The organism is Pseudomonas sp., assembly GCF_030690725.1.
GTDB lineage: Bacteria > Pseudomonadota > Gammaproteobacteria > Pseudomonadales > Pseudomonadaceae > Aquipseudomonas.
This window is the reverse complement of the sequence record NZ_JAUYGD010000035.1, coordinates 17,342-35,699: the sequence shown is the minus strand read 5'-3', so window position 1 is coordinate 35,699 and position 18,358 is coordinate 17,342. Positions and strand designations below refer to the sequence as shown.

Here is an 18,358-nt window from a genome sequence, read left to right as displayed (position 1 = left end):
CTTTGTGCTCACCACCGTAGGATGGGTGCTAACCCATCAATTGGCTGATGGGTTAGCACCCATCCTACGGCCTGAACCACTGCCAAAGACTTAGAGCGAGGAAGATTTCAAAGCCCGCCGCTCTATAGGGCGTAAAGCGGCTCCGCTTAACTGAACAGCATTACGCCAACTCGGCGGGCTTTTTTGTGCCGCTTGAGTTGTTAGTGGCTGAGTTTTAGCCCGATCAGGCCGCAGACGATCAGCGCCACGCTGGCAATGCGCAGCAGCGTCACGGCCTCGCCAAACAGCATGATGCCGGCAATCACCGTACCTACGGCGCCGACACCGGTCCAGATTGCATAGGCGGTGCCCAGGGGCAATTCCTTCATGGCCAGGCCGAGCAATGCCAGGCTGACGATGATCGCCGCAACAGTCAGTAGAGTGGGGAGAGGGCGGGTAAAACCGTCGGTGTATTTCAGGCCAACAGCCCAGCCTACTTCGAACAGGCCAGCCAGCAGCAGAATGAACCAGGACATACAAACCTCCAAAACAGATAGAGGGGCCGTCCCGTAGTGATCACTCGCAGAGTGGTGAGGTCGTCCTCACGCCGTGCAGTATTTTGCACATTGGCAGGGATAGGGCAAGCCGCAGAGGACCAGTGGTCTGTTTCTCTGGTTCCTCTACGGCTGTGCAGCGGCTTAGATCCCCTGCGGAATCTCTTCGCCGCCTAGGGCTTCGAACAGCGCCGGGAGGAAGTCCACCAGGGTCAGCATCATCAGGGTGAAGCTGGCGTCCTGCTGGCCGAGGTCGTCGTCGCCGCCGTCCTGTTCGGCCTGATCTTGCAGCAGGTCTTCAAAGCGCAGGCGCTTGACCACCAGCTTGTCGTCGAGCACGAAGGACAGCTTGTCCTGCCAGGCCAGGGACAGCTGGGTGACCTGCTTGCCCGAACTCATGTGCAGCTGGATCTCGTCGCTGGTCAGGTCCTGGCGCTTACAGCGCACCACGCCGCCATCTTCATGGGTGTCACGCAGTTCGCATTCATCCAGCACATGGAAATCTGGCGCTGCTTGCTGAACCTTGACCCAGTCGGTGAGGGTGGCGCTTGGCGCGATCTTCACGGTCAGTGGGCGTACCGGCAGCGAGCCGATGGCTTCACGCAGGGTCGATAGCAGGTCTTCGGCACGCTTGGCGCTGGCCGAGTCGACCAGGATCAGCCCCTGTTTCGGTGCGATGGCAGCGAAGGTGGCGGATTTGCGGATAAAGGCGCGCGGCAGGAGGGTCTGCACGATGTCGTCCTTGAGCTGGTCGCGCTCCTTCTTGTAGACCTTGCGCATCTGCTCGGCTTCGATCTCGTCGACCTTGTCCTTCAGTGCATCGCGCACCACGCTGCCGGGCAGGATGCGTTCTTCCTTGCGCGCGGCGATCAGCAGGAAATCACCGCTGACGTGCACCAGCGGCGCATCGCCGCCTTTGCCGAAGGGCGCGATAAAGCCATAGGTGCTGAGTTCCTGGCTGGCGCACGAGCGGGCCGGTTTAGCCAACAGCGCCGTTTCGAGCGCCTCGGCATCAAACGGGATGTCCTGGGTGAGGCGATAGACCAGCAGGTTACGAAACCACATAAGAGGGTGTATCTCCATTAACAGACCTGCCGGCAGCGGCAGGTATCACAAGTCGTCAGTACCCGTATGCGGGTGCTGTATCAGGTTGGCCGCAGCGCTATGACCCGTTGGGTAACCTGTGCGTTGCATTGGGGGCGCATTATTCCCCCGAGTGGTGCTTGAGGCCAAGTCTGCGCTAAGCCTTTGCTGCATCAATAAAAAATTTTCAAAACAGTGCTTGCCAAGGTGCGGATCGCTGTCTAGAATGCGCCCCACTTCGAGAGTGAAGGGTGATTAGCTCAGCTGGGAGAGCATCTGCCTTACAAGCAGAGGGTCGGCGGTTCGATCCCGTCATCACCCACCAACTCGCTTTTTGAAGTTACGCGCAGCGGTAGTTCAGTCGGTTAGAATACCGGCCTGTCACGCCGGGGGTCGCGGGTTCGAGTCCCGTCCGCTGCGCCATTTTTTCCTCGCTTCATCCCCTCTGTGACATATCGCAACGCCTCGCAAAATCCTTCCTGAATAATCCGCTAAACATCTGAACTTATACGCATTTTCTGTCTCCTAACACGGTAGCCAGTGATCGCGGCACCCTGCTAAGCTCGCGCTTTCACACCATTAGCCCTAGGGCGCACCGGACAAGGAACAAGCATGAAACAGCATCGTTTAGCAGCGGCGGTCGCCCTGGTAGGTTTGGTTCTCGCAGGTTGCGATTCGCAAACCAGCAAAGTCTCCCTGGAAACTCCAGCGCAGAAAGCCTCCTACGGCATCGGCCTGAACATGGGCAAAAGCCTGGCTCAGGAAGGCATGGATGACCTGGATTCCAACGCCGTTGCCCAAGGCATCGAAGACGCCATTGGCAAGAAAGAACAGCGTCTGAAAGACGAAGAGCTGATCGAAGCCTTTGCCTTCCTGCAGAAGCGTGCTGAAGAGCGCATGGTTGCGCTGAACGAAGAGTCGGCCAAAGCCGGCAAGAAGTTCCTTGAAGACAATGCCAAGCGTGATGGCGTGACCACCACCGCGTCCGGCCTGCAGTACGAAGTTGTGAAGAAGGCTGATGGCGCTCAGCCGAAAGCCACCGACGTGGTGACTGTTCACTACGAAGGCAAGCTGACCGATGGCAGCGTGTTCGACAGCTCGGTTGAGCGTGGCAGCCCGATTGACCTGCCGGTCAATGGTGTGATCCCAGGTTGGGTTGAAGGCCTGCAGCTGATGCACGTTGGTGAGAAGTACAAGCTCTACATCCCAAGCGAGCTGGCGTACGGCGAGCAGAGCCCGACTCCGGCCATTCCAGCCAACTCGGTGCTGGTGTTTGATCTGGAGCTGATTGCGATCAAAGACGCAGCCACCCAAGAGTAATTTTTAGCGTTTGCCGCAGCGCCCCGTCTCGACGGGGCGTTGTCGTTTCTGCGGGTCACAATCGGCACTTTTCGCTTGACTGGAGAGTCTTAAAGGGCGTGTGTGGTGGTTGTGGTGTTACGGTTATGCACATTTCCCAGATTGGCCGTGACGGGTTAGGGTAACTCTCTTGCAGAAACCCTTTGCCATTTTTAACTTATTGATTTATATGATTTTTTACTGTGTGGGCAAAAAATGTTCGATCTGTGGCGAGGCCGCATGGGCTGGGCGTTTGCCAGGGTTATCGAGAAACTGTTCACAAGGTTATCCACAGCTTTAGTGGATAACCATAGCCAGCCCAGCGGGCGCGCGGGGTTGCCGGGAGAAGGCGATGAAAGCACCGAAAAATTTCGCGCGTTACCAGTTTTTGGCCAAGCGTTTCCTTAAGGCCGGACGGTTACCGATGTTGCTGTTATCCGTCGCTCGAAAGCGTGAAAAGCTCGGTAATGGCTTTGCCGAATTGACCGGCCAGTTGAAGCTGCTGCAGGCGCTTTGCCTGGCCTGGTGGCGCGGTGAGTATCGGGCAATCGACTCCCGTGCATTACTGGCCGTGGTGGCGGCCTTGCTGTACTTCGTTACGCCGCTGGACGCCATACCGGACTGGTTGTTTGGCATCGGTCTGGTTGATGATCTGGCTGTGCTGGCCTGGGTACTGCGTACCTGGCAGGAAGAGTTGGCGGCGTTTCAGCAATGGCGCGCGGCTCAGGCTCCAGAGGTGCTGCGGGTCGTTGAGCGGCTGCCAGAGTTGGATGAATCGCTAGCGCCGTTGCAGGGGCAGGTAGAGTAGTGGGTGGCGATTCAGGTGTCGTTGAGCATCTGCTCGATCAGGCCCTGGTCGCGTAATTGCTGCAGTGTTTTGTCCATTAGCTCGGCGTTGACTGGCAATTGCGGGCTGTAGGTGCAGTGCATGTCGTAGCGTTCGATTACCCAGGGGTTTATCTGCAGTGGTGCATCCGCACGTTTGCTCAGCTGGAAGCGCAGCGGCCGGCGCATGTCGATGATGGCGTCCAGGCGTTGTTTGCGCAGCAGGTTAAGCCCGGCGCTGTGGTCGCGCAGATCCTGGCGGATGATCTGTTTACTGGCGAATGCCGCCATCAGCTCACTGCTGTAGACGTAACCCAGTTGAGTGCCAATGGTTTTGCCATGGAGTTCGTGCAGGCTGTTGATCGGCGCATGCTGGCGGTGCAGTAGCAGCACGTCCTCTTCGCTGTAGAGCGGGGCGGACCAGTGATAGCGCTGCGGGTTGTCTATCCATTGCGGGTTGCTGTTGCAGATCACATGGATGCGGCCGCGCTGCATAAATTCATCGATGCGCTTGTTCGGCGTTTCGACAAATGCGGCGTCGAAGCCCAGTTGCTGGCTGGCTAGCTGGCCCAGCTTGTAGATAACGCCGCCACGCAATTGCTGGTCATGCACGTCGACATAGGGCATGCCGTCAGCCGTGGCAAAGCCCCAGCGCAACTCATCTGCGCAGGCCCAGCTACTGCAGCCAATCAACAGCATTGTTATCAGTGTGCGCAAAACCTGCCCCCAGCTGCCGCTTGATAACCTGTGGGCAGTATAGATCACGCTCTTTATCGTGCCGGGCTGTTAAGATGGCCGCCTGTTCTGGAGTTGCTGAGAGTGATGGAAGTGCTCTGCATGGAGATTTACAGATGAATGTGCAAGTGATCGAGCGCGATGGCCAGCCGGAGTATGCGGTGCTGCCCTGGGCGCAGTATCAAGCCTTGCTGCAGGCCGCCGGGCGCGCGCCTGAGGTGGTTGCTGTGGCAGTGGATGCCTGCAAGCCGGCTCTGAGCCAGCTGGCGACCCTGCGCGAAGCCAAGGGCATGAGTGCCGAACAGCTGGCACGCAATGTCGGCATCAGCCCGCATTATCTGGGCATGATCGAGAGCGGCGAACGCCAGCCGGACGCCGCCATCCAGCGCGCGCTGGCCTGGCACCTTGGGGTCGATGGGTGGGAGGCGCAGCCTTGAGCGTAAGCATCAGTCGGCAACATTGGCAGGCGTTGCTCGGTGAGCTTGAAGATGCCCAGCGTCAGCGTCATCTGCTCACCTATCGGGCCTTGATCGAACGCCTGGCCTTGCCTAGCCCTGCCATGCAGACGTTAGCCGCCGCGCTGGAGCATCTGGCGGCACTGGATGCGCGTGCCGAGCGCCCGCTGCGCAGTGCGCTGGTAATCAGCCAGGGCGCCAGCCGCTTGCCGCGTACCGGCTTCTTCGAGTGCGTCAGCCGCCTGGGCCGCTTCAGTGGTGCGTCCGATGGCATCGCCGCGGCCTCCTGGCATGCCGCCGAAGTGGCCCGCGTGTTCGAGTTCAGTTACCCGGAAGACGCCTGATGTTCGGCGCGCTGCGTGCGCGTATCGGCTACCTGCTGGCGCGCCGTCTGTTCCACTGGGCCTGGCTGGTTAAACAGCCCCCGGCCTGGCGTTGGCTGGAAGGGCAGTTTGCGCGCATGGCCGCGCTGGGTGATACCCAGGCGCAAAGCTTCTACGGGCATATCCTGCTGTTTCGCGGTCAGGGTCTGGGCGCGCGCAATGAAGGGCGGCGTTTACTCGGTTTGGCAGCAAAGGCCGGCGATGCCAAGGCGGCTTACCAGCTTGGTGTCTTGAGTCTGTCCGGTGATACTCAGCACGCAGCGGATGCGCCGAAGGCCATCGAGTGGTGGACGTTGGCTGCGCAGGCAGGCCACCCGGCTGCAGCCTATCGCTTGGCTGAGTTGTACCGCAGCGGCGCTGCGGGTGTTGCCGCCGATGCAGCGCAGGCCGAGCATTTCGCCGCGCTGTCCAATCGCCTCAGCGGCCTCTGATCCAAGCGTCCAGCTTTCGCCATCAGGCCGCCGAGTCCGCCTGGGTGTCGATGATATGCAGGCTATAGCCCGGCACTGCCTTGGCATGACGCTTGGCTTCTGAGGCCATCGCCGCCAGCTGGCTGGCATCCAGTTGTGCGCATTGCTCGGGGTGTACATGTACCACGCCCAGAGACAAGGACAGCAGGGCATATTCCTGGCGTTTGCCGCTGCGGTCATGGGCGACAAAGCAGCCGGCATGCAGGTCTTCTTCCCGATAAAACCGTCGGCACTGGCTCTGGAAATCCTCCAGCAGGCGATTGAGCCGCGCGCGCCAGTCCTGTGAGCCGAGCACCAAGAGAAAGTCGTCACCGCCGATATGGCCGACAAAGTCCCGCGTCGGATCGACCCGATCATTCAGGCACTGCGCCAGGCTAAGCAGCACTTCATCGCCTTTGGCGTAGCCGTAGATGTCGTTGAACGGCTTAAAGTTGTCGATATCCACATAACACACCACCGCTTCGCGGCCCTGCTGCAGCAAGCGGGTCAGGCACTGCTGGATCGGCACGTTGCCTGGCAGCAGGGTCAACGGGTTGGCGTAGCGGGCCTGTTGGATCTTCAGTTCGGTGATTAGCTTGAGCACGTCGATCACCCGGCCGAGCCCGATATAGCAGCCGTCCTCAATGATGATGAAGTCTTCTTCGATACGCTGGCGGGCGCGGCTGGTGAGCAGGCGGCTGACCTGCTGCAGCGACTGACTGCATTCCACCGCCAGGTAGTCATCGCTCATCAGGCGGCTGATCGGTTTGCGGGCGAACAACTCGTTGGCGAAGGGTTTGAGCAAGGCTTCGGCCAGTGAATGACGGTGCACGATGCCAACGGGTTGTTGCGCCTGGTTGAGCACCGCCAGCGAGTTGAGGTTGGCCTGGGCGCGGAACATTTCCAGCACCTCGCTGGTGGGCGTGCTCAGGGCCACGGCTTGTTGTGTGTTGAGCAGACCGCGCAGGTCGCTGGACTCTTCGCTGAGCGGGCTGCTGGTTGTGGCACTGGGCAGCAGATTGATGGCGTCACGCGGCGGCTGCTCCTGCGGGCGGCAGAGCAGATAGCCTTGCAACAGGTCGACGCCCATTTCGGCGAGCACGGCCAGTTCCTCGGGCAGCTCGATACCTTCGGCGATGACCTGGGCGCGCGAGGCTTTGGCCATTTTCAGAATGGAGCCGACGAACTCGCGTTTCACCGCATCCTGATGAATGCCGTCGATAAAGTGGCGATCGATCTTTACGTAGTCCGGGCGCAGCTCTGACCACAGGCGCAGGCTTGAATAACCGGCGCCGAGGTCATCCAGGGCGATGGAAAAGCCCATGGCGCGGTAGTGGTGCAGCGCGGTGTCGAGCAGGGCGAAGTCGTCGGTGGGCGATTGCTCGGTCAGCTCGATAACCACCTGGCTCGGTGGAATACCCAGGGTTTGCAGCAGCTGTAGGGTACGTCCCGGCTGGTGCTTGGGCTCCATCAGCGAGTCCGGTGAGACGTTGAGGAACAGCTTGCCTTCAAGTTTGAGCTGGCTGAAGCGCTGGCAGGCATTTTTACGGCAGAGCAGTTCCAGTTCACTCAGGCGGCCAGCACTGCGGGCGACGGCGAACAGGTTGATCGGCGAGTGCAGGGCACTGTTGGATGGGCCGCGACTGAGGGCTTCATAACCGAGGATGCGCCGTTCGGAGAGCGAGAAGATAGGTTGAAACAGGCTGTGCAGGTCGCCATTGGCGAGGATGCTGTCCAACGCGCTGAACTGCTCGGTGACGATCATGGCGGCTCTCTGTGCATAAAAAAAACGGGGACTGGCATTGCTACCAGTCCCCGCATTTCACGACAGTTTGATGACCCTTTGATGACGCTCGCTGTTTTACTGCTTGGCCAGGCGAGTGTTCAAACCCAGATAGTCGAGCAGGATGCGCCCGCTTTCGGCGAGGTAGGCATCCTCTTCCGGCTTGGTTTTCTTGTCTTCCACTGGCAGTGCGTCTTCGTCTTCTTCCTTGAGTTTGTTCAGCAGGGTTTCGCCTTTGGCTTTGCGGCGGCTGTTCTCGATGGCCAACTGCTGGCCTTCGATATCCGTGTGCTGGGCGCGACGTTTGCTTTCATTGAGGCTGACGGTGGTTTCTTCCATCAGCTTCTGCGCCAGCTGCAGGCGTTCACGGGCGAAGGTGAAATCCGGGTTTTGCGCGGTGCGCTGTTCAAAACGGCTCTGCAGTTCGGCGAGGAACGGTTTGATCGGGTCCAGCTCTGGCTTGATCGCCGGCTTGATGCTGTCCCACGGCAGGGCCTCGGGCAGGGCGCTCTCGCCGATTTCCTTGGTGTCCATGATGTCTGGGTACTGGATGTCGGGAATCACGCCCTGGTGCTGGGTGCTCTGCCCGGAGACGCGGTAGAACTTGGCCAGGGTCAGCTTCAGCTCGCCATGGTTGAGCGGCTGGATGGTCTGCACGGTGCCTTTGCCGAAGGTCTGGCCGCCGAGGATCAGCGCGCGGTGGTAGTCCTGCATGGCGCCGGCGAAAATCTCCGAGGCCGAGGCCGACAGGCGATTGACCAACACGGCCAGTGGGCCTTTGTAGTAAATGCCGGTGTTCTCGTCGGCCAGTACATCAACGCGGCCATCGCTGTTGCGCACCAGTACGGTCGGACCTTGGTCGATAAACAGGCCGGTCAGTTCGGTGGCTTCCTGTAGCGAGCCGCCGCCGTTGTTGCGCAGGTCGATGACCACACCGTCGACTTTTTCCTTCTCCAGCTCGGTGAGCAGGCGTTTGACGTCACGGGTGGTGCTTTTGTAGTTCGGATCGCCAGCACGGAAGGCCTTGAAGTCCAGATAGAAGGCCGGAATCTCGATGACCCCGAGCTTGTAGTCGCGGTTGTCGTGCTTGAGGTTGAGGATGGATTTCTTCGCGGCTTGCTCTTCCAGCTTGACCGCCTCACGGGTGATGGCGACCACTTTGCTGGTTTGATCGTTCGGCGCGTTGCTCGCTGGAATTACTTCCAGGCGCACAGTGGAGCCCTTCGGGCCGCGAATCAGTTTGACCACTTCATCCAGGCGCCAGCCGATCACGTCGACCATTTCCTTGCTGCCCTGAGCCACGCCGATGATCTTGTCGGCGGGGGAGATCTGCTTGCTCTTTTCCGCCGGGCCAGCCGGCACCAGGCGCACGACCTTGACGTGTTCGTTGTCGCTTTGCAGCACGGCACCAATACCTTCGAGCGACAGGCTCATATTGATGTCGAAGTTTTCTGCATTGTCCGGCGACAGGTAGGTGGTGTGCGGGTCGTAGGACATGGCAAAGGCGTTGATGTAAGCCTGGAACACGTCTTCACCGCGGGTCTGCTTGAGCCGCGCAAGCTGGTTGTTGTAGCGCTTGGTCAGCAGCTCTTGAATCGCCTTGGGCTCTTTACCGGCGATTTTCAGGCGCAGCACTTCGTCTTTGACGCGCTTGCGCCAGAGGTCGTCGAGTTCGGCGAGATCCTTGACCCAGGGCGCGTTCTCGCGGTCGACCAGCAGGCTTTCATCGCTGTCGAGGTCAATTTTGTCGACGCCTTTTTCCAGCATATTCAGGGTGAACTGCAGGCGGCTCTGCAAACGCTCCAGGTGGCGTTTGTAGATGGCAAAGCCGGGTTGCAGGTCGCCGTTTTTCAGCAGGTCGTCAAAGCGCGTGCGCCATTGATCGAACTCGGCGATATCGGAGGCAATAAAGTAGCTGCGCGAGGGGTCGAGCATCTTCAGGTAGCCCTGATAGATTTTTTCCGAGCGCTCGTCATTCAGCGGTGGCTTGTTGTAGTGATGGCGCTTCAACAATTCCACGACGTTGAGGCTGGCGATGACCTGCTCGCGGTCAGGCTGCAGGTATTCCCAGGAGTCGTCACTGGTGGTTTTCGCCGCGAGCGGCAAGGCGCTCAGGGCAAACGAAAAGGCGAGGGTGACGCTGAGTAGGGATCGCTTCATGCTAATTCGACGTGTGGGCAGTTGATAACGCATATTAGGCCGTCTTTAAGGGCGCCAGGTTCCATCGGCGCAATGCAAAAGCCCGGCGGTCAGCGCCGGGCTCGGTTCAAATGCACTATGGAGGCAGCGTGAAGGCATTGCAAGGCGTTGAAGGCCGTGTGGAATGGGCGCAACACCCAGCGCCGGCCTGTGATGTAGGGGAAATTCGCATCCGTGTGGCGGCCGCCGGGTTGAATCGCGCCGACTTGTTGCAGCGTGCCGGGCTCTATCCGCCGCCGCCAGGCGCCAGTGAGGTGCTTGGGCTGGAGTGCGCCGGCATCGTCAGTGAAGTGGGCGCCGGTTGTGACTGGAAAGTTGGCGACCGAGTTTGCGCATTGTTGAGCGGTGGCGGCATGGCCGAGGAGGTGGTGGTTGATGCGCGGCATGCCTTGCCCGTGCCCGAAAGCATGACGCTGGCCGAAGCGGCGGCGTTGCCCGAGGTGTACGCCACGGCCTGGCTCAATCTGTTCCAGCTGGCTGCGTTGAAGCCTGGGCAGAAGGTGTTGCTGCATGCTGGCGCGAGCGGCGTGGGTTCGGCGGCCATTCAATTGTGTAAAGCCTTTGGCAGCCCGTGCTGGGTCAGTGTCGGTTCAGCTGAGCGTTTGACCTACTGCGAAAGCCTCGGTGCTCAGGGCGGTGTGCTGCGCGGTGAGGAACAGCTGCAGGCGCTGCGTGATTTCGCTCCGTTCGATGTGATTCTCGACCCGGTGGGCGGCAGTTACGCCGCGCTGAATCTGGATCTGCTGGCTGTGGATGGCCGTTGGGTAAACATTGGTTTGCTCGGCGGGCGCAAGGCCGAGCTGGATCTGGCTGTGGTATTGGGCAAGCGCATTGCGTTGATCGGCTCGACCCTGCGCAATCGTGATGAGCAGTTCAAGGCCGATCTGTTGCGCGATCTGCAGCAATTTGTCTGGCCGCTGTTTGCCGAGGGGCGGCTTAAACCGCAACTTCAGCAGGCTTATGCGCTCAAAGATGCCGAAGCCGCCTTTGCGGCGTTGGCGAGCAATCAGGTCAACGGCAAGCTGGTTCTGCTAATAGACCCAGCCTTGGAATAAAGCCCGGGGTCGATTGGCTTAATCAATCGGAATCATGGCGGCAATCAATAAGCTTTTTTTGCATAAGGCGCTAAGATGCGCCCTGTAAATTTCTAACCCTCAACAAGGAACCCGAGATGAATCTCATCAACACCCAAGTTCAACCGTTCAAGGCTAACGCTTTCCACAACGGCAAGTTCATCGAAGTGACCGAGCAGTCCCTGAAAGGCCAGTGGTCGGTACTGATCTTCATGCCAGCTGCCTTCACCTTCAACTGCCCGACTGAGATCGAAGACGCTGCCAACAACTACGCTGCGTTCCGCGATGCCGGCACTGAAGTTTACATCGTCACCACCGACACCCATTTCTCCCACAAAGTCTGGCACGAAACTTCGCCAGCTGTAGGCAAGGCTCAGTTCCCGCTGGTTGGTGATCCGACCCACGCCCTGACCCGCGCTTTCGGCGTGCACATCGAAGAAGAAGGCTTGGCCCTGCGTGGCACCTTCCTGATCAACCCGGAAGGCGTGATCAAGACCGTTGAAATCCACTCCAACGAAATCGCTCGTGACGTATCGGAAACCCTGCGCAAGCTGAAAGCTGCTCAGTACACCGCTGCTCACCCAGGCGAAGTGTGCCCAGCCAAGTGGAAAGAAGGCGAGAAGACTCTGGCTCCTTCCCTGGACCTGGTTGGCAAGATCTAAATCTGCCAACACCCTCCCTGGGCTTAGGCCCTGGGTGGTGAGTACTTAGCGCTGTCAGGGTCGCAACCCGACCCTAGTGGTGCCCGATGCCCGGGCGCGATCCGCCCGGGCATTTTATTGCCTGCCATTTCATGGCAGCACCCTGTAGGCCGTCGCGACGCGACGTTAAAAATTGTTCCTGACAATTTTTTATTGCCCAGAATTTTTGTCATTGAGGACTATCCGCCATGTTGGACGCTAACCTGCAAACCCAGTTGAAGGCCTACCTGGAAAAGGTCACCCTGCCGTTCGAGATCGTCGCGTCCCTCGATGACAGTGCCAAATCCCAGGAGCTGCTTGAGCTGCTGCAAACCATCGTCGGCCTGACCGACAAGATCACCCTGAAGACCGATGGTAGCGACGCCCGTCGTCCGTCGTTCTCGCTGAACCGCCCAGGCGCAAACATCGGTCTGACCTTCGCCGGCATTCCCATGGGCCACGAGTTCACCTCGCTGGTACTGGCGCTGCTGCAGGTGGGCGGTCACCCGTCCAAGCTGGATGCTGAGACCATCGAGCAGATCAAGAGCATCGAAGGTTCGTTCGAGTTCGAGACCTACTACTCGCTGTCCTGTCAGAACTGCCCGGATGTGGTTCAGGCACTGAACCTGATGGCGGTGCTCAACCCGAATATCCGCAACGTGTCGATCGACGGTGCGTTGTTCCAGGAAGAAGTCGAGCGTCGCCAGGTGATGGCCGTGCCGAGCATCTATCTGAACGGCGAGGTGTTTGCCTCCGGCCGTATGGAAGTGAAGGAAATTCTCGCCAAGATCGACACCGGCGCAGCCAACCGCGACGCTGAGAAGATGAGCGCCAAAGAAGCCTTCGACGTGCTGGTGGTGGGCGGTGGCCCAGCCGGCGCTGCGGCGGCCATCTACGCTGCGCGCAAGGGTATTCGTACCGCGATTGCTGCCGAGCGTTTCGGCGGTCAGGTGCTGGACACCATGGCCATCGAGAACTTTATCTCGGTGAAAGAAACTGAAGGACCGAAGCTGGTACGCGCCCTCGAAGAGCACGTGCGTGAGTACGAAGTCGACATCATGAACCTGCAGCGTGCCAGCGCACTCGTTCCGGCGAGCAGCGCAGGCGGTCTGCATGAGGTGAAGTTCGAGAACGGTTCCAGCCTCAAGGCCAAGACCGTGATCCTCTCCACCGGCGCGCGCTGGCGCGAGATGGGTGTGCCGGGCGAGCAGGAATACAAGGCCAAGGGTGTGTGCTTCTGCCCGCACTGCGACGGTCCGCTGTTCAAGGGCAAGCGTGTAGCGGTGATCGGCGGCGGTAACTCCGGCGTCGAAGCAGCGATTGATCTCGCCGGTATCGTCGCCCATGTGACCCTGCTGGAGTTCGCCGACACCCTGCGTGCCGATGCCGTGCTGCAGAAGAAGCTCTACAGCCTGGCGAACGTTACCGTGATCAAGAGCGCGCAGACCACCGAAGTCAAAGGCGATGGCCAGAAGGTTAATGCCCTCGTCTACAAGGATCGCACTAGCGAAGAGCTGCACAGCGTCGAGTTGGAAGGCATCTTCGTGCAGATCGGCCTGCTGCCTAACACGGACTGGCTCAAGGGCAGCGTAGAGCTGTCGCGTTTCGGCGAGATCATTGTCGACGCCAAGGGCGCCACCAATATCCCAGGGGTGTTTGCCGCAGGTGACGTGACTACCGTGCCGTACAAGCAGATCGTGATTGCCATGGGCGAGGGCGCCAAGGCCTCCCTGAGCGCCTTCGATCATCTGATCCGCAGCTAAAGCTAGACGCGCTACGTCGCATAAAAGCGGACAACCTTCACCGGTTGTCCGCTTTTTTTTGTGCTGCGTTCAGGCGCTTAACCCTGACTTCCTGGGGCTTGACGCCCGGAATATCAGCGCAATAGCTGCCGATAGTTTTTATTATGATCGACATATAATATTTATATTATGTATGTAATATGAATTGGCGCACTATACCTCCAGACACCCTACCTACCCCGTACACTCAGGAGACGCAGCATGAGCACGCATAACGAGAAAGGCACTGCATTGATCACCGGCGCTTCATCAGGCATTGGTGCTACCTACGCCGAGCGCCTGGCGCAGCGCGGTTACGACCTGCTGCTGGTGGCCCGCGATCTGCCGCGCCTGCAGGCCCTGTCTGCGCGTTTGACCGAGCAGTACGGGGTAAAGGTTGAAGCGCTGAAGGCCGACCTCACTGACAAGGCTGATCTGCATGCCGTTACCCAGCGCCTGCGTACCGACAAGACGATCAGCACGCTGGTCAATAACGCCGGTATGGCCATGAGCGGCCAACTGGCTGAGGCCGATCTCGATACCGTCGATCGGATGATTCTGCTCAATGTGGTTTCGCTGACCCACCTGTCCACTGCAGCCGCTGCCAATTTCACGGCCGCCGGGCGTGGGGCAATTATCAATATCGCCTCGGTGGTGGCCTTGGCTCCGGAAATGTTCAATGCCGTGTACAGCGCCACTAAGGCCTATGTACTGAGCCTGACCCAGACCCTTAACGGTGAAGTGAAGGCCCAGGGCCTGCAGGTGCAGGCTGTATTGCCCGGGATTACCCGCACCGAGATCTGGGAGCGCAGCGGCATGGATGATTCGGCACTGCCGGCGAGCATGATCATGGAGGTCGGCGAAATGGTCGATGCAGCGCTGGCCGGTTTCGATCAGGGCGAGCTGATCACCATTCCATCGCTGCCGGATGCCGCTGACTGGCAGGCCTTTACCGATGCTCGCGGCAAGCTGGCGCCGAACCTGTCGCACAGCAGTGCGGCGGCTCGTTATAAGTAAACTGCTAGCTGAACAAGGAAAGCCCTGGCTGGAGACAGTCAGGGCTTTTGTTTTTGTGGCACTAATTTCTGCAATCAGGCGCGTTGCGCTGCGTCGTCAGTGTTCTGCTCGATCAGCAGGCGGCGGGTGGTTTTCAGCAATCGGTCAGACAGTTCCGGGTCGCTTACGCTGCGTGACAGCAGCAGGGCGCCAACCATGGCGCTAAGAATCAGCACGCTCTGTTCATCGGCGTGCTCAACGCTAAGGCCGGCTTCGATGGTGTGCAGGCGGTCGCGGATCAGCTCATCGGTCACCGGGCTGGGTGCGCCGCGCTGGCCTAGCTCGGCGGACATGGTCGGCAGTGGGCAGCCATCGCCCGGATCGGCGCGGTGGGCGGACGACAGGTAGCCGCTGATTAGGCGGGTCAGCGGTTTATCGCTGTTGGCCATCTCGTTGGTGACCGCCGTCAGCTTGTCAGCACTGTGACGCAGAGCGGTTTCCACCAGCTCATCTTTTGATTTGAAGTGGGCGTAGAAGCCGCCATGGGTCAGGCCCAGGGTTTTCATCAGCGGCTGCAGGCCGGTGGCGCCAACGCCGTCGCGGCGGAACAGGCGTGCGGCCTCTTCGATGATGCGCTGATGGGTCTGGGCTTTGTGGTCTTCGGAATATCGCATGGAGTACCTGGCCGCTGGTTTCAGATGTTGCCTGCCATCTTACTCGCTTCGACCCGGTGTTTCAGTGCCGGGTGTAGGCGCTGCCCCAGGCATGCTGAGAATCAGGCAGGTGGTTGAGCCGACGGCGTACAGGCGGTCGTCGACATCGTAGATGCGCCCTTCGGCCAGCGCGGTGGTGCGGCCGATGTGCACGATGCGGCCTTCGGCGCGGATCGGGCCGACCTTGGTGCTGAGGGCACGGATGTAGCTGATGCGTAGGTCAGTGGTGGTGTAACCCTGGCCACGCTGCAATTGGGTGTGGATGGCGCAGCCCATGCAGGAGTCGAGCAGGGTGGCGGCATAGCCGCCGTGCACGCTGCCCAGCGGGTTGTAGTGGCGCGCATCGGGTGTGCCCTGAAAGACGAAGCGCCCGGATGACCACTCCAGCGGGACAAAATCCAGCAGATGGCCGATGGGCGGCGAGGGCAGTTCACCGCGGCCGATGCCGTCAAAGAATTCCTGCGGCAACAGTTCGCTGACCTGCGCCAGGCTCATGCTGCCGGGTGCACCGAGGCTGGCGCGCATGGCCTGTTCGGCGGCGAGCCATTCGGCCAGTTTTTCTTCGCGTGATGGAGTGCTCATGGGGCGGGCCTCTGTTTGTTCTGGTTTTAAAATTACAAGCGTAATTTAATTGTTTGTATTATGGTTGAAATATTAAAGTTTGGCGAACCACGCCAGCCCGTGATCACAGGACCCACGCCCATGCCTCGTTATCCCTTGCCGTCGCGCAGCCTGCTGCTGATTTTGGTGGCCCTGACCGCCCTTGGAGAGATTTCCACTCAGCTGATCATCCCCAGCCTGGGCGCTATCGAACTGATCATGAGCGCGCGCCCCGGCAGCAGCCTGCTGGCCTTATCGGCTTTCGTTGCCGCCTTTGGCCTGGGCCAGTTATTGCTCGGTCCGCTGTCGGATCGCATCGGCCGGCGTCCGGTGCTGATCGCCGGGTTGCTGGTTTATCTGCTCGCGACCCTGTGGATGCTGCTGGCCAGCAGCATGGGTGAATTTATTGCCGCCCGCGTGTTGCAGGGGCTTGGTGCCTGCGCGGCATTGGTGCTGGCGCGGGCCATCGTTCGCGATGTGTGGCAGGCGCAGGCTGGGCCGGCATTGGCGCTGACGGTGATCGGCATGCTCTGCGCCATCGTCCTGTCGCCGATGCTGGGCGGCGTGCTGACGCTGTATGGCGGCTGGCGTGCGCCGATTGCCCTGGCACTGCTGGTCGGCGTTGCCATCGTGGCTGCGGTGTTGGGCTTGTACCGCGAAAGCAATCGGCAACTCGACCCGCAGGCCGGGCAACTGGGCAGCCTGGCCGGTAACTATGCCGATCTGCTGCGCGCCGCTTCGTTCCGCGCGCTGGCCCTGACGCTGGCCTGCACCTATGGCGCGATGTTTGCGGTAGTTGCCGGGTCTTCGGCTGTGTATGTCGGCCTGCTCGGGCTGAGCCCGGCGCAATACGGCATTACCTTCGCGGCGATTGTTTCGGCGCTGATCGCCGGCGCGCTGTTTACTCAGCGGCGCATTCTGCAGTTGGGCCCGGAGAAGATAGTCGGCATAGGCGCGGCGCTGGTGGTAAGCGGCGCCCTGGCCACTTTGGCGATTTATCTGCTGTTTGGTTTGTCATTGCTCGGCCTGTCGTTGCCCCAGGTGTTGGTCACCCTGGGCGGCGGCATGTTGCTGCCGGCATCGGTGGCTGGCGCGGTGATCCCCAATGCCCACCGCGCCGGTCTGGCTGCAGGCTTTATGGGCTTTGCGCAAATGGCCGGTGCCACCTGCAGCGGCGTCCTGCTCAGCCTGCTGGCGGATGGCTCGGCTTGGCCTATGGTGTTGCTGAACAGTTTATTCGCCGTTGCGGCGTTCTGCGCCTTCCACCTGCTGCGCCCACGGCCGGCAGCGAACGCGGCGCTGGTTGGCTAAACCCTAGGAGCAATTCCATGAGCAACTATGACGTGCTGATCATCGGTGGCGGCCCCGGCGGCTACAACGCGGCCATCCGTGCCGGGCAACTGGGCCTGAAAGTCGCCTGTATCGAGGGCCGCGAAACCCTGGGCGGCACCTGCCTGAATGTCGGCTGCATGCCGTCGAAGGCGTTGCTGCATGCCTCGGAGTTGTATGAGGCGGCGACCAGCGGCGAGCTGAATAACCTCGGCATCGAGGTTACGCCGACGCTCAATCTGGCGCAGATGATGAAGCAGAAGGATGAGAGCGTAACGGCGCTGACCAAGGGCATCGAGTTTCTGTTTCGCAAGAACAAGGTCGAGTGGATCAAGGGCTGGGGCCGTTTGAATGGGCCGGGCAAGGTCACGGTGACCCTCGCCGATGGCAGCGTGCATGAGCTGCAGGCCAAGGACATCGTGATTGCCACTGGCTCGGAGCCGACGCCGTTGCCTGGGGTGACCATTGATAATCAGCGCATCCTCGACTCCACCGGCGCGCTGGCTCTGCCCGATGTGCCCAAGCATCTGGTGGTGATCGGGGCTGGGGTGATCGGCCTGGAACTGGGTTCGGTGTGGCGGCGCTTGGGCAGCGAAGTGACGGTGGTGGAATACCTCGACCGCATTTGCCCAGGCCTGGATAACGAAACCGCGAAAACCCTACAGCGCACCCTGAGCAAGCAGGGCATGAATTTCAAACTGGCCACCAAGGTCAGCGCCGCCAAGGCCACGGCCAAAGGCGTGACCCTTGAGCTACAGCCGGCTGCCGGCGGCGCTGTCGAGCAACTACAGGCCGACTATGTGCTGGTGGCCATCGGTCGCCGCCCCTATACCGCCGGCCTGGGTTTGGAAACCGTGGGTCTCGCCACCGACAAGCGCGGCATGCTGGAAAACCAGCAGCACAAAAGCGGCGTGCCGGGCATCTGGATTATCGGCGACGTGACCTCAGGACCAATGCTCGCGCACAAGGCCGAAGATGAAGCCATCGCCTGTATCGAGCGCATCGCCGGGCATGCTGCCGAGGTCAATTACGAGGCGATTCCCGGAGTGATCTACACCAAGCCGGAAGTCGCCACTGTGGGTAAGACCGAGGAGCAGTTGAAGGCCGAAGGGCGCGCCTACAAGGTCGGCAAATTTCCCTTTACCGCCAACAGCCGGGCGAAGATCAATCACGAGGCCGAAGGCTTCGTCAAAGTGCTGGCCGATGAGCGCACCGACCAGATTCTCGGCGTGCATATCATCGGCCCCAGCGCCGGCGAGCTGATCGGCGAGTACTGCGTGGCACTGGAGTTCAGCGCTTCGGCCGAAGATATTGCGCTGATTTGCCATCCACACCCAACCCGCTCGGAAGCCCTGCGCCAGGCGGCGATGAGTGTGCATGGTTGGGCCATGCAGGCTTGATAA

General features: G+C 60.3%; 18 protein-coding genes and 2 tRNA genes. 13 read left to right on the top strand and 7 right to left on the bottom strand.

All coding sequences use genetic code 11. The features are described 5' to 3' along the window. Positions 1-200: 200 nt before the first annotated feature. Entirely contained in the window at positions 201-515 is a 315-nt protein-coding gene (gene sugE / locus Q8O69_RS08680) for a quaternary ammonium compound efflux SMR transporter SugE (RefSeq protein WP_090387039.1), read from the bottom strand. A 162-nt stretch (positions 516-677) separates the two neighbouring features. Further along, positions 678-1,598 carry a recombination-associated protein RdgC gene (gene rdgC / locus Q8O69_RS08675; RefSeq protein ID WP_275962447.1) on the bottom strand — a complete coding sequence of 307 codons (921 nt, stop codon included), beginning with the start codon at positions 1,596-1,598 and terminating at the stop codon, positions 678-680. A gap of 267 nt (positions 1,599-1,865) precedes the next feature. On the opposite strand from rdgC, the gene Q8O69_RS08670 reads away from it, so the two are divergent. From Q8O69_RS08670 to Q8O69_RS08655, 4 genes are all read left to right on the top strand, one after another. Next, a tRNA-Val gene (locus Q8O69_RS08670) sits at positions 1,866-1,941 on the top strand. A gap of 21 nt (positions 1,942-1,962) precedes the next feature. Continuing rightward, a tRNA-Asp gene (locus Q8O69_RS08665) sits at positions 1,963-2,039 on the top strand. A gap of 189 nt (positions 2,040-2,228) precedes the next feature. Further along, a complete protein-coding gene (locus tag Q8O69_RS08660) occupies positions 2,229-2,936 on the top strand; it encodes an FKBP-type peptidyl-prolyl cis-trans isomerase (protein ID WP_275962448.1) in 708 nt (235 codons plus the stop codon). 370 nt (positions 2,937-3,306) lie between these two features. Then, positions 3,307-3,762 (top strand): YkvA family protein, encoded by a 456-nt coding sequence (locus Q8O69_RS08655; protein ID WP_305591293.1) that lies wholly within the window; start codon positions 3,307-3,309, stop codon positions 3,760-3,762. An 11-nt stretch (positions 3,763-3,773) separates the two neighbouring features. Here the strand turns inward: Q8O69_RS08655 and Q8O69_RS08650 are convergent, their stop codons facing one another. Next, positions 3,774-4,496, bottom strand: a complete 723-nt coding sequence (locus Q8O69_RS08650) for an ABC transporter substrate-binding protein (protein WP_305591291.1) — start codon at positions 4,494-4,496, stop codon at positions 3,774-3,776. Positions 4,497-4,630: 134 nt separating this feature from the next. Between Q8O69_RS08650 and Q8O69_RS08645 the strand changes: the two genes are divergently transcribed. Genes Q8O69_RS08645 through Q8O69_RS08635 form a run of 3 tightly spaced genes read left to right on the top strand, consistent with a single transcriptional unit; the run spans position 4,631 to position 5,783 of the window. After that, positions 4,631-4,951 (top strand): helix-turn-helix transcriptional regulator, encoded by a 321-nt coding sequence (locus Q8O69_RS08645; RefSeq protein ID WP_305591289.1) that lies wholly within the window; start codon positions 4,631-4,633, stop codon positions 4,949-4,951. Further along, complete coding sequence (locus Q8O69_RS08640; protein ID WP_160015055.1) at positions 4,948-5,313, top strand: hypothetical protein; 366 nt, start codon at positions 4,948-4,950, stop codon at positions 5,311-5,313. The genes Q8O69_RS08645 and Q8O69_RS08640 overlap by 4 nt, the downstream gene beginning before the upstream one ends. Beyond that, complete coding sequence (locus tag Q8O69_RS08635) at positions 5,313-5,783, top strand: sel1 repeat family protein (protein ID WP_305591286.1); 471 nt, start codon at positions 5,313-5,315, stop codon at positions 5,781-5,783. Before Q8O69_RS08640 ends, Q8O69_RS08635 begins: the two co-directional genes overlap by 1 nt. A gap of 22 nt (positions 5,784-5,805) precedes the next feature. Here Q8O69_RS08635 and Q8O69_RS08630 read toward each other — a convergent pair whose 3' ends face one another. Both Q8O69_RS08630 and Q8O69_RS08625 read right to left on the bottom strand, forming a co-directional pair. Continuing rightward, a complete protein-coding gene (locus Q8O69_RS08630; RefSeq protein WP_305591284.1) occupies positions 5,806-7,566 on the bottom strand; it encodes a bifunctional diguanylate cyclase/phosphodiesterase in 1,761 nt (586 codons plus the stop codon). Positions 7,567-7,662: 96 nt separating this feature from the next. Continuing rightward, complete coding sequence (locus Q8O69_RS08625) at positions 7,663-9,744, bottom strand: carboxy terminal-processing peptidase (protein WP_275962454.1); 2,082 nt, start codon at positions 9,742-9,744, stop codon at positions 7,663-7,665. A gap of 128 nt (positions 9,745-9,872) precedes the next feature. Between Q8O69_RS08625 and Q8O69_RS08620 the strand changes: the two genes are divergently transcribed. The 4 genes from Q8O69_RS08620 to Q8O69_RS08605 all read left to right on the top strand — a co-directional run bounded on the left by Q8O69_RS08620 (position 9,873) and on the right by Q8O69_RS08605 (position 14,334). Beyond that, the gene (locus tag Q8O69_RS08620; RefSeq protein ID WP_305591281.1) at positions 9,873-10,838 is read left to right on the top strand and encodes an NAD(P)H-quinone oxidoreductase; all 966 of its coding nucleotides are present in this window, start codon (positions 9,873-9,875) and stop codon (positions 10,836-10,838) included. A 116-nt stretch (positions 10,839-10,954) separates the two neighbouring features. Continuing rightward, the gene (gene ahpC, locus Q8O69_RS08615; RefSeq protein WP_090252986.1) at positions 10,955-11,518 is read left to right on the top strand and encodes an alkyl hydroperoxide reductase subunit C; all 564 of its coding nucleotides are present in this window, start codon (positions 10,955-10,957) and stop codon (positions 11,516-11,518) included. Between the two features lie 227 nt (positions 11,519-11,745). Further along, complete coding sequence (gene ahpF / locus Q8O69_RS08610; RefSeq protein WP_305591278.1) at positions 11,746-13,299, top strand: alkyl hydroperoxide reductase subunit F; 1,554 nt, start codon at positions 11,746-11,748, stop codon at positions 13,297-13,299. A gap of 240 nt (positions 13,300-13,539) precedes the next feature. Beyond that, positions 13,540-14,334: an SDR family oxidoreductase gene (locus Q8O69_RS08605; protein WP_305591276.1), complete on the top strand. Its 795-nt coding sequence runs from the start codon at positions 13,540-13,542 to the stop codon at positions 14,332-14,334. A gap of 74 nt (positions 14,335-14,408) precedes the next feature. On the opposite strand, the gene Q8O69_RS08600 is transcribed toward Q8O69_RS08605, so the two are convergent. Next, a complete protein-coding gene (locus tag Q8O69_RS08600; RefSeq protein ID WP_305591274.1) occupies positions 14,409-14,987 on the bottom strand; it encodes a TetR/AcrR family transcriptional regulator in 579 nt (192 codons plus the stop codon). Positions 14,988-15,026: 39 nt separating this feature from the next. Beyond that, positions 15,027-15,608, bottom strand: a complete 582-nt coding sequence (locus Q8O69_RS08595; protein WP_305591272.1) for a PaaI family thioesterase — start codon at positions 15,606-15,608, stop codon at positions 15,027-15,029. Positions 15,609-15,728: 120 nt separating this feature from the next. Between Q8O69_RS08595 and Q8O69_RS08590 the strand changes: the two genes are divergently transcribed. Next, the gene (locus tag Q8O69_RS08590; protein ID WP_305591270.1) at positions 15,729-16,937 is read left to right on the top strand and encodes an MFS transporter; all 1,209 of its coding nucleotides are present in this window, start codon (positions 15,729-15,731) and stop codon (positions 16,935-16,937) included. 17 nt (positions 16,938-16,954) lie between these two features. Beyond that, positions 16,955-18,355, top strand: coding sequence for a dihydrolipoyl dehydrogenase (gene lpdA, locus Q8O69_RS08585; RefSeq protein ID WP_305591268.1), 1,401 nt, complete (start codon positions 16,955-16,957; stop codon positions 18,353-18,355). The last annotated feature ends 3 nt before the right edge of the window (positions 18,356-18,358 follow it).

What these genes read in the sequence shown, in the direction of transcription:
- Q8O69_RS08605 (WP_305591276.1), top strand. Translation starts at nt 13,540, where the DNA reads ATGAGCACGCATAACGAGAAAGGCACTGCATTGATCACCGGCGCTTCA.
- Q8O69_RS08600 (WP_305591274.1), bottom strand. Translation starts at nt 14,987, where the DNA reads ATGCGATATTCCGAAGACCACAAAGCCCAGACCCATCAGCGCATCATC.
- sugE (WP_090387039.1), bottom strand. Translation starts at nt 515, where the DNA reads ATGTCCTGGTTCATTCTGCTGCTGGCTGGCCTGTTCGAAGTAGGCTGG.
- Q8O69_RS08660 (WP_275962448.1), top strand. Translation starts at nt 2,229, where the DNA reads ATGAAACAGCATCGTTTAGCAGCGGCGGTCGCCCTGGTAGGTTTGGTT.
- Q8O69_RS08630 (WP_305591284.1), bottom strand. Translation starts at nt 7,566, where the DNA reads ATGATCGTCACCGAGCAGTTCAGCGCGTTGGACAGCATCCTCGCCAAT.
- ahpC (WP_090252986.1), top strand. Translation starts at nt 10,955, where the DNA reads ATGAATCTCATCAACACCCAAGTTCAACCGTTCAAGGCTAACGCTTTC.
- Q8O69_RS08595 (WP_305591272.1), bottom strand. Translation starts at nt 15,608, where the DNA reads ATGAGCACTCCATCACGCGAAGAAAAACTGGCCGAATGGCTCGCCGCC.
- rdgC (WP_275962447.1), bottom strand. Translation starts at nt 1,598, where the DNA reads ATGTGGTTTCGTAACCTGCTGGTCTATCGCCTCACCCAGGACATCCCG.
- Q8O69_RS08635 (WP_305591286.1), top strand. Translation starts at nt 5,313, where the DNA reads ATGTTCGGCGCGCTGCGTGCGCGTATCGGCTACCTGCTGGCGCGCCGT.
- Q8O69_RS08645 (WP_305591289.1), top strand. Translation starts at nt 4,631, where the DNA reads ATGAATGTGCAAGTGATCGAGCGCGATGGCCAGCCGGAGTATGCGGTG.
- Q8O69_RS08590 (WP_305591270.1), top strand. Translation starts at nt 15,729, where the DNA reads ATGCCTCGTTATCCCTTGCCGTCGCGCAGCCTGCTGCTGATTTTGGTG.
- Q8O69_RS08625 (WP_275962454.1), bottom strand. Translation starts at nt 9,744, where the DNA reads ATGAAGCGATCCCTACTCAGCGTCACCCTCGCCTTTTCGTTTGCCCTG.
- ahpF (WP_305591278.1), top strand. Translation starts at nt 11,746, where the DNA reads ATGTTGGACGCTAACCTGCAAACCCAGTTGAAGGCCTACCTGGAAAAG.
- lpdA (WP_305591268.1), top strand. Translation starts at nt 16,955, where the DNA reads ATGAGCAACTATGACGTGCTGATCATCGGTGGCGGCCCCGGCGGCTAC.
- Q8O69_RS08655 (WP_305591293.1), top strand. Translation starts at nt 3,307, where the DNA reads ATGAAAGCACCGAAAAATTTCGCGCGTTACCAGTTTTTGGCCAAGCGT.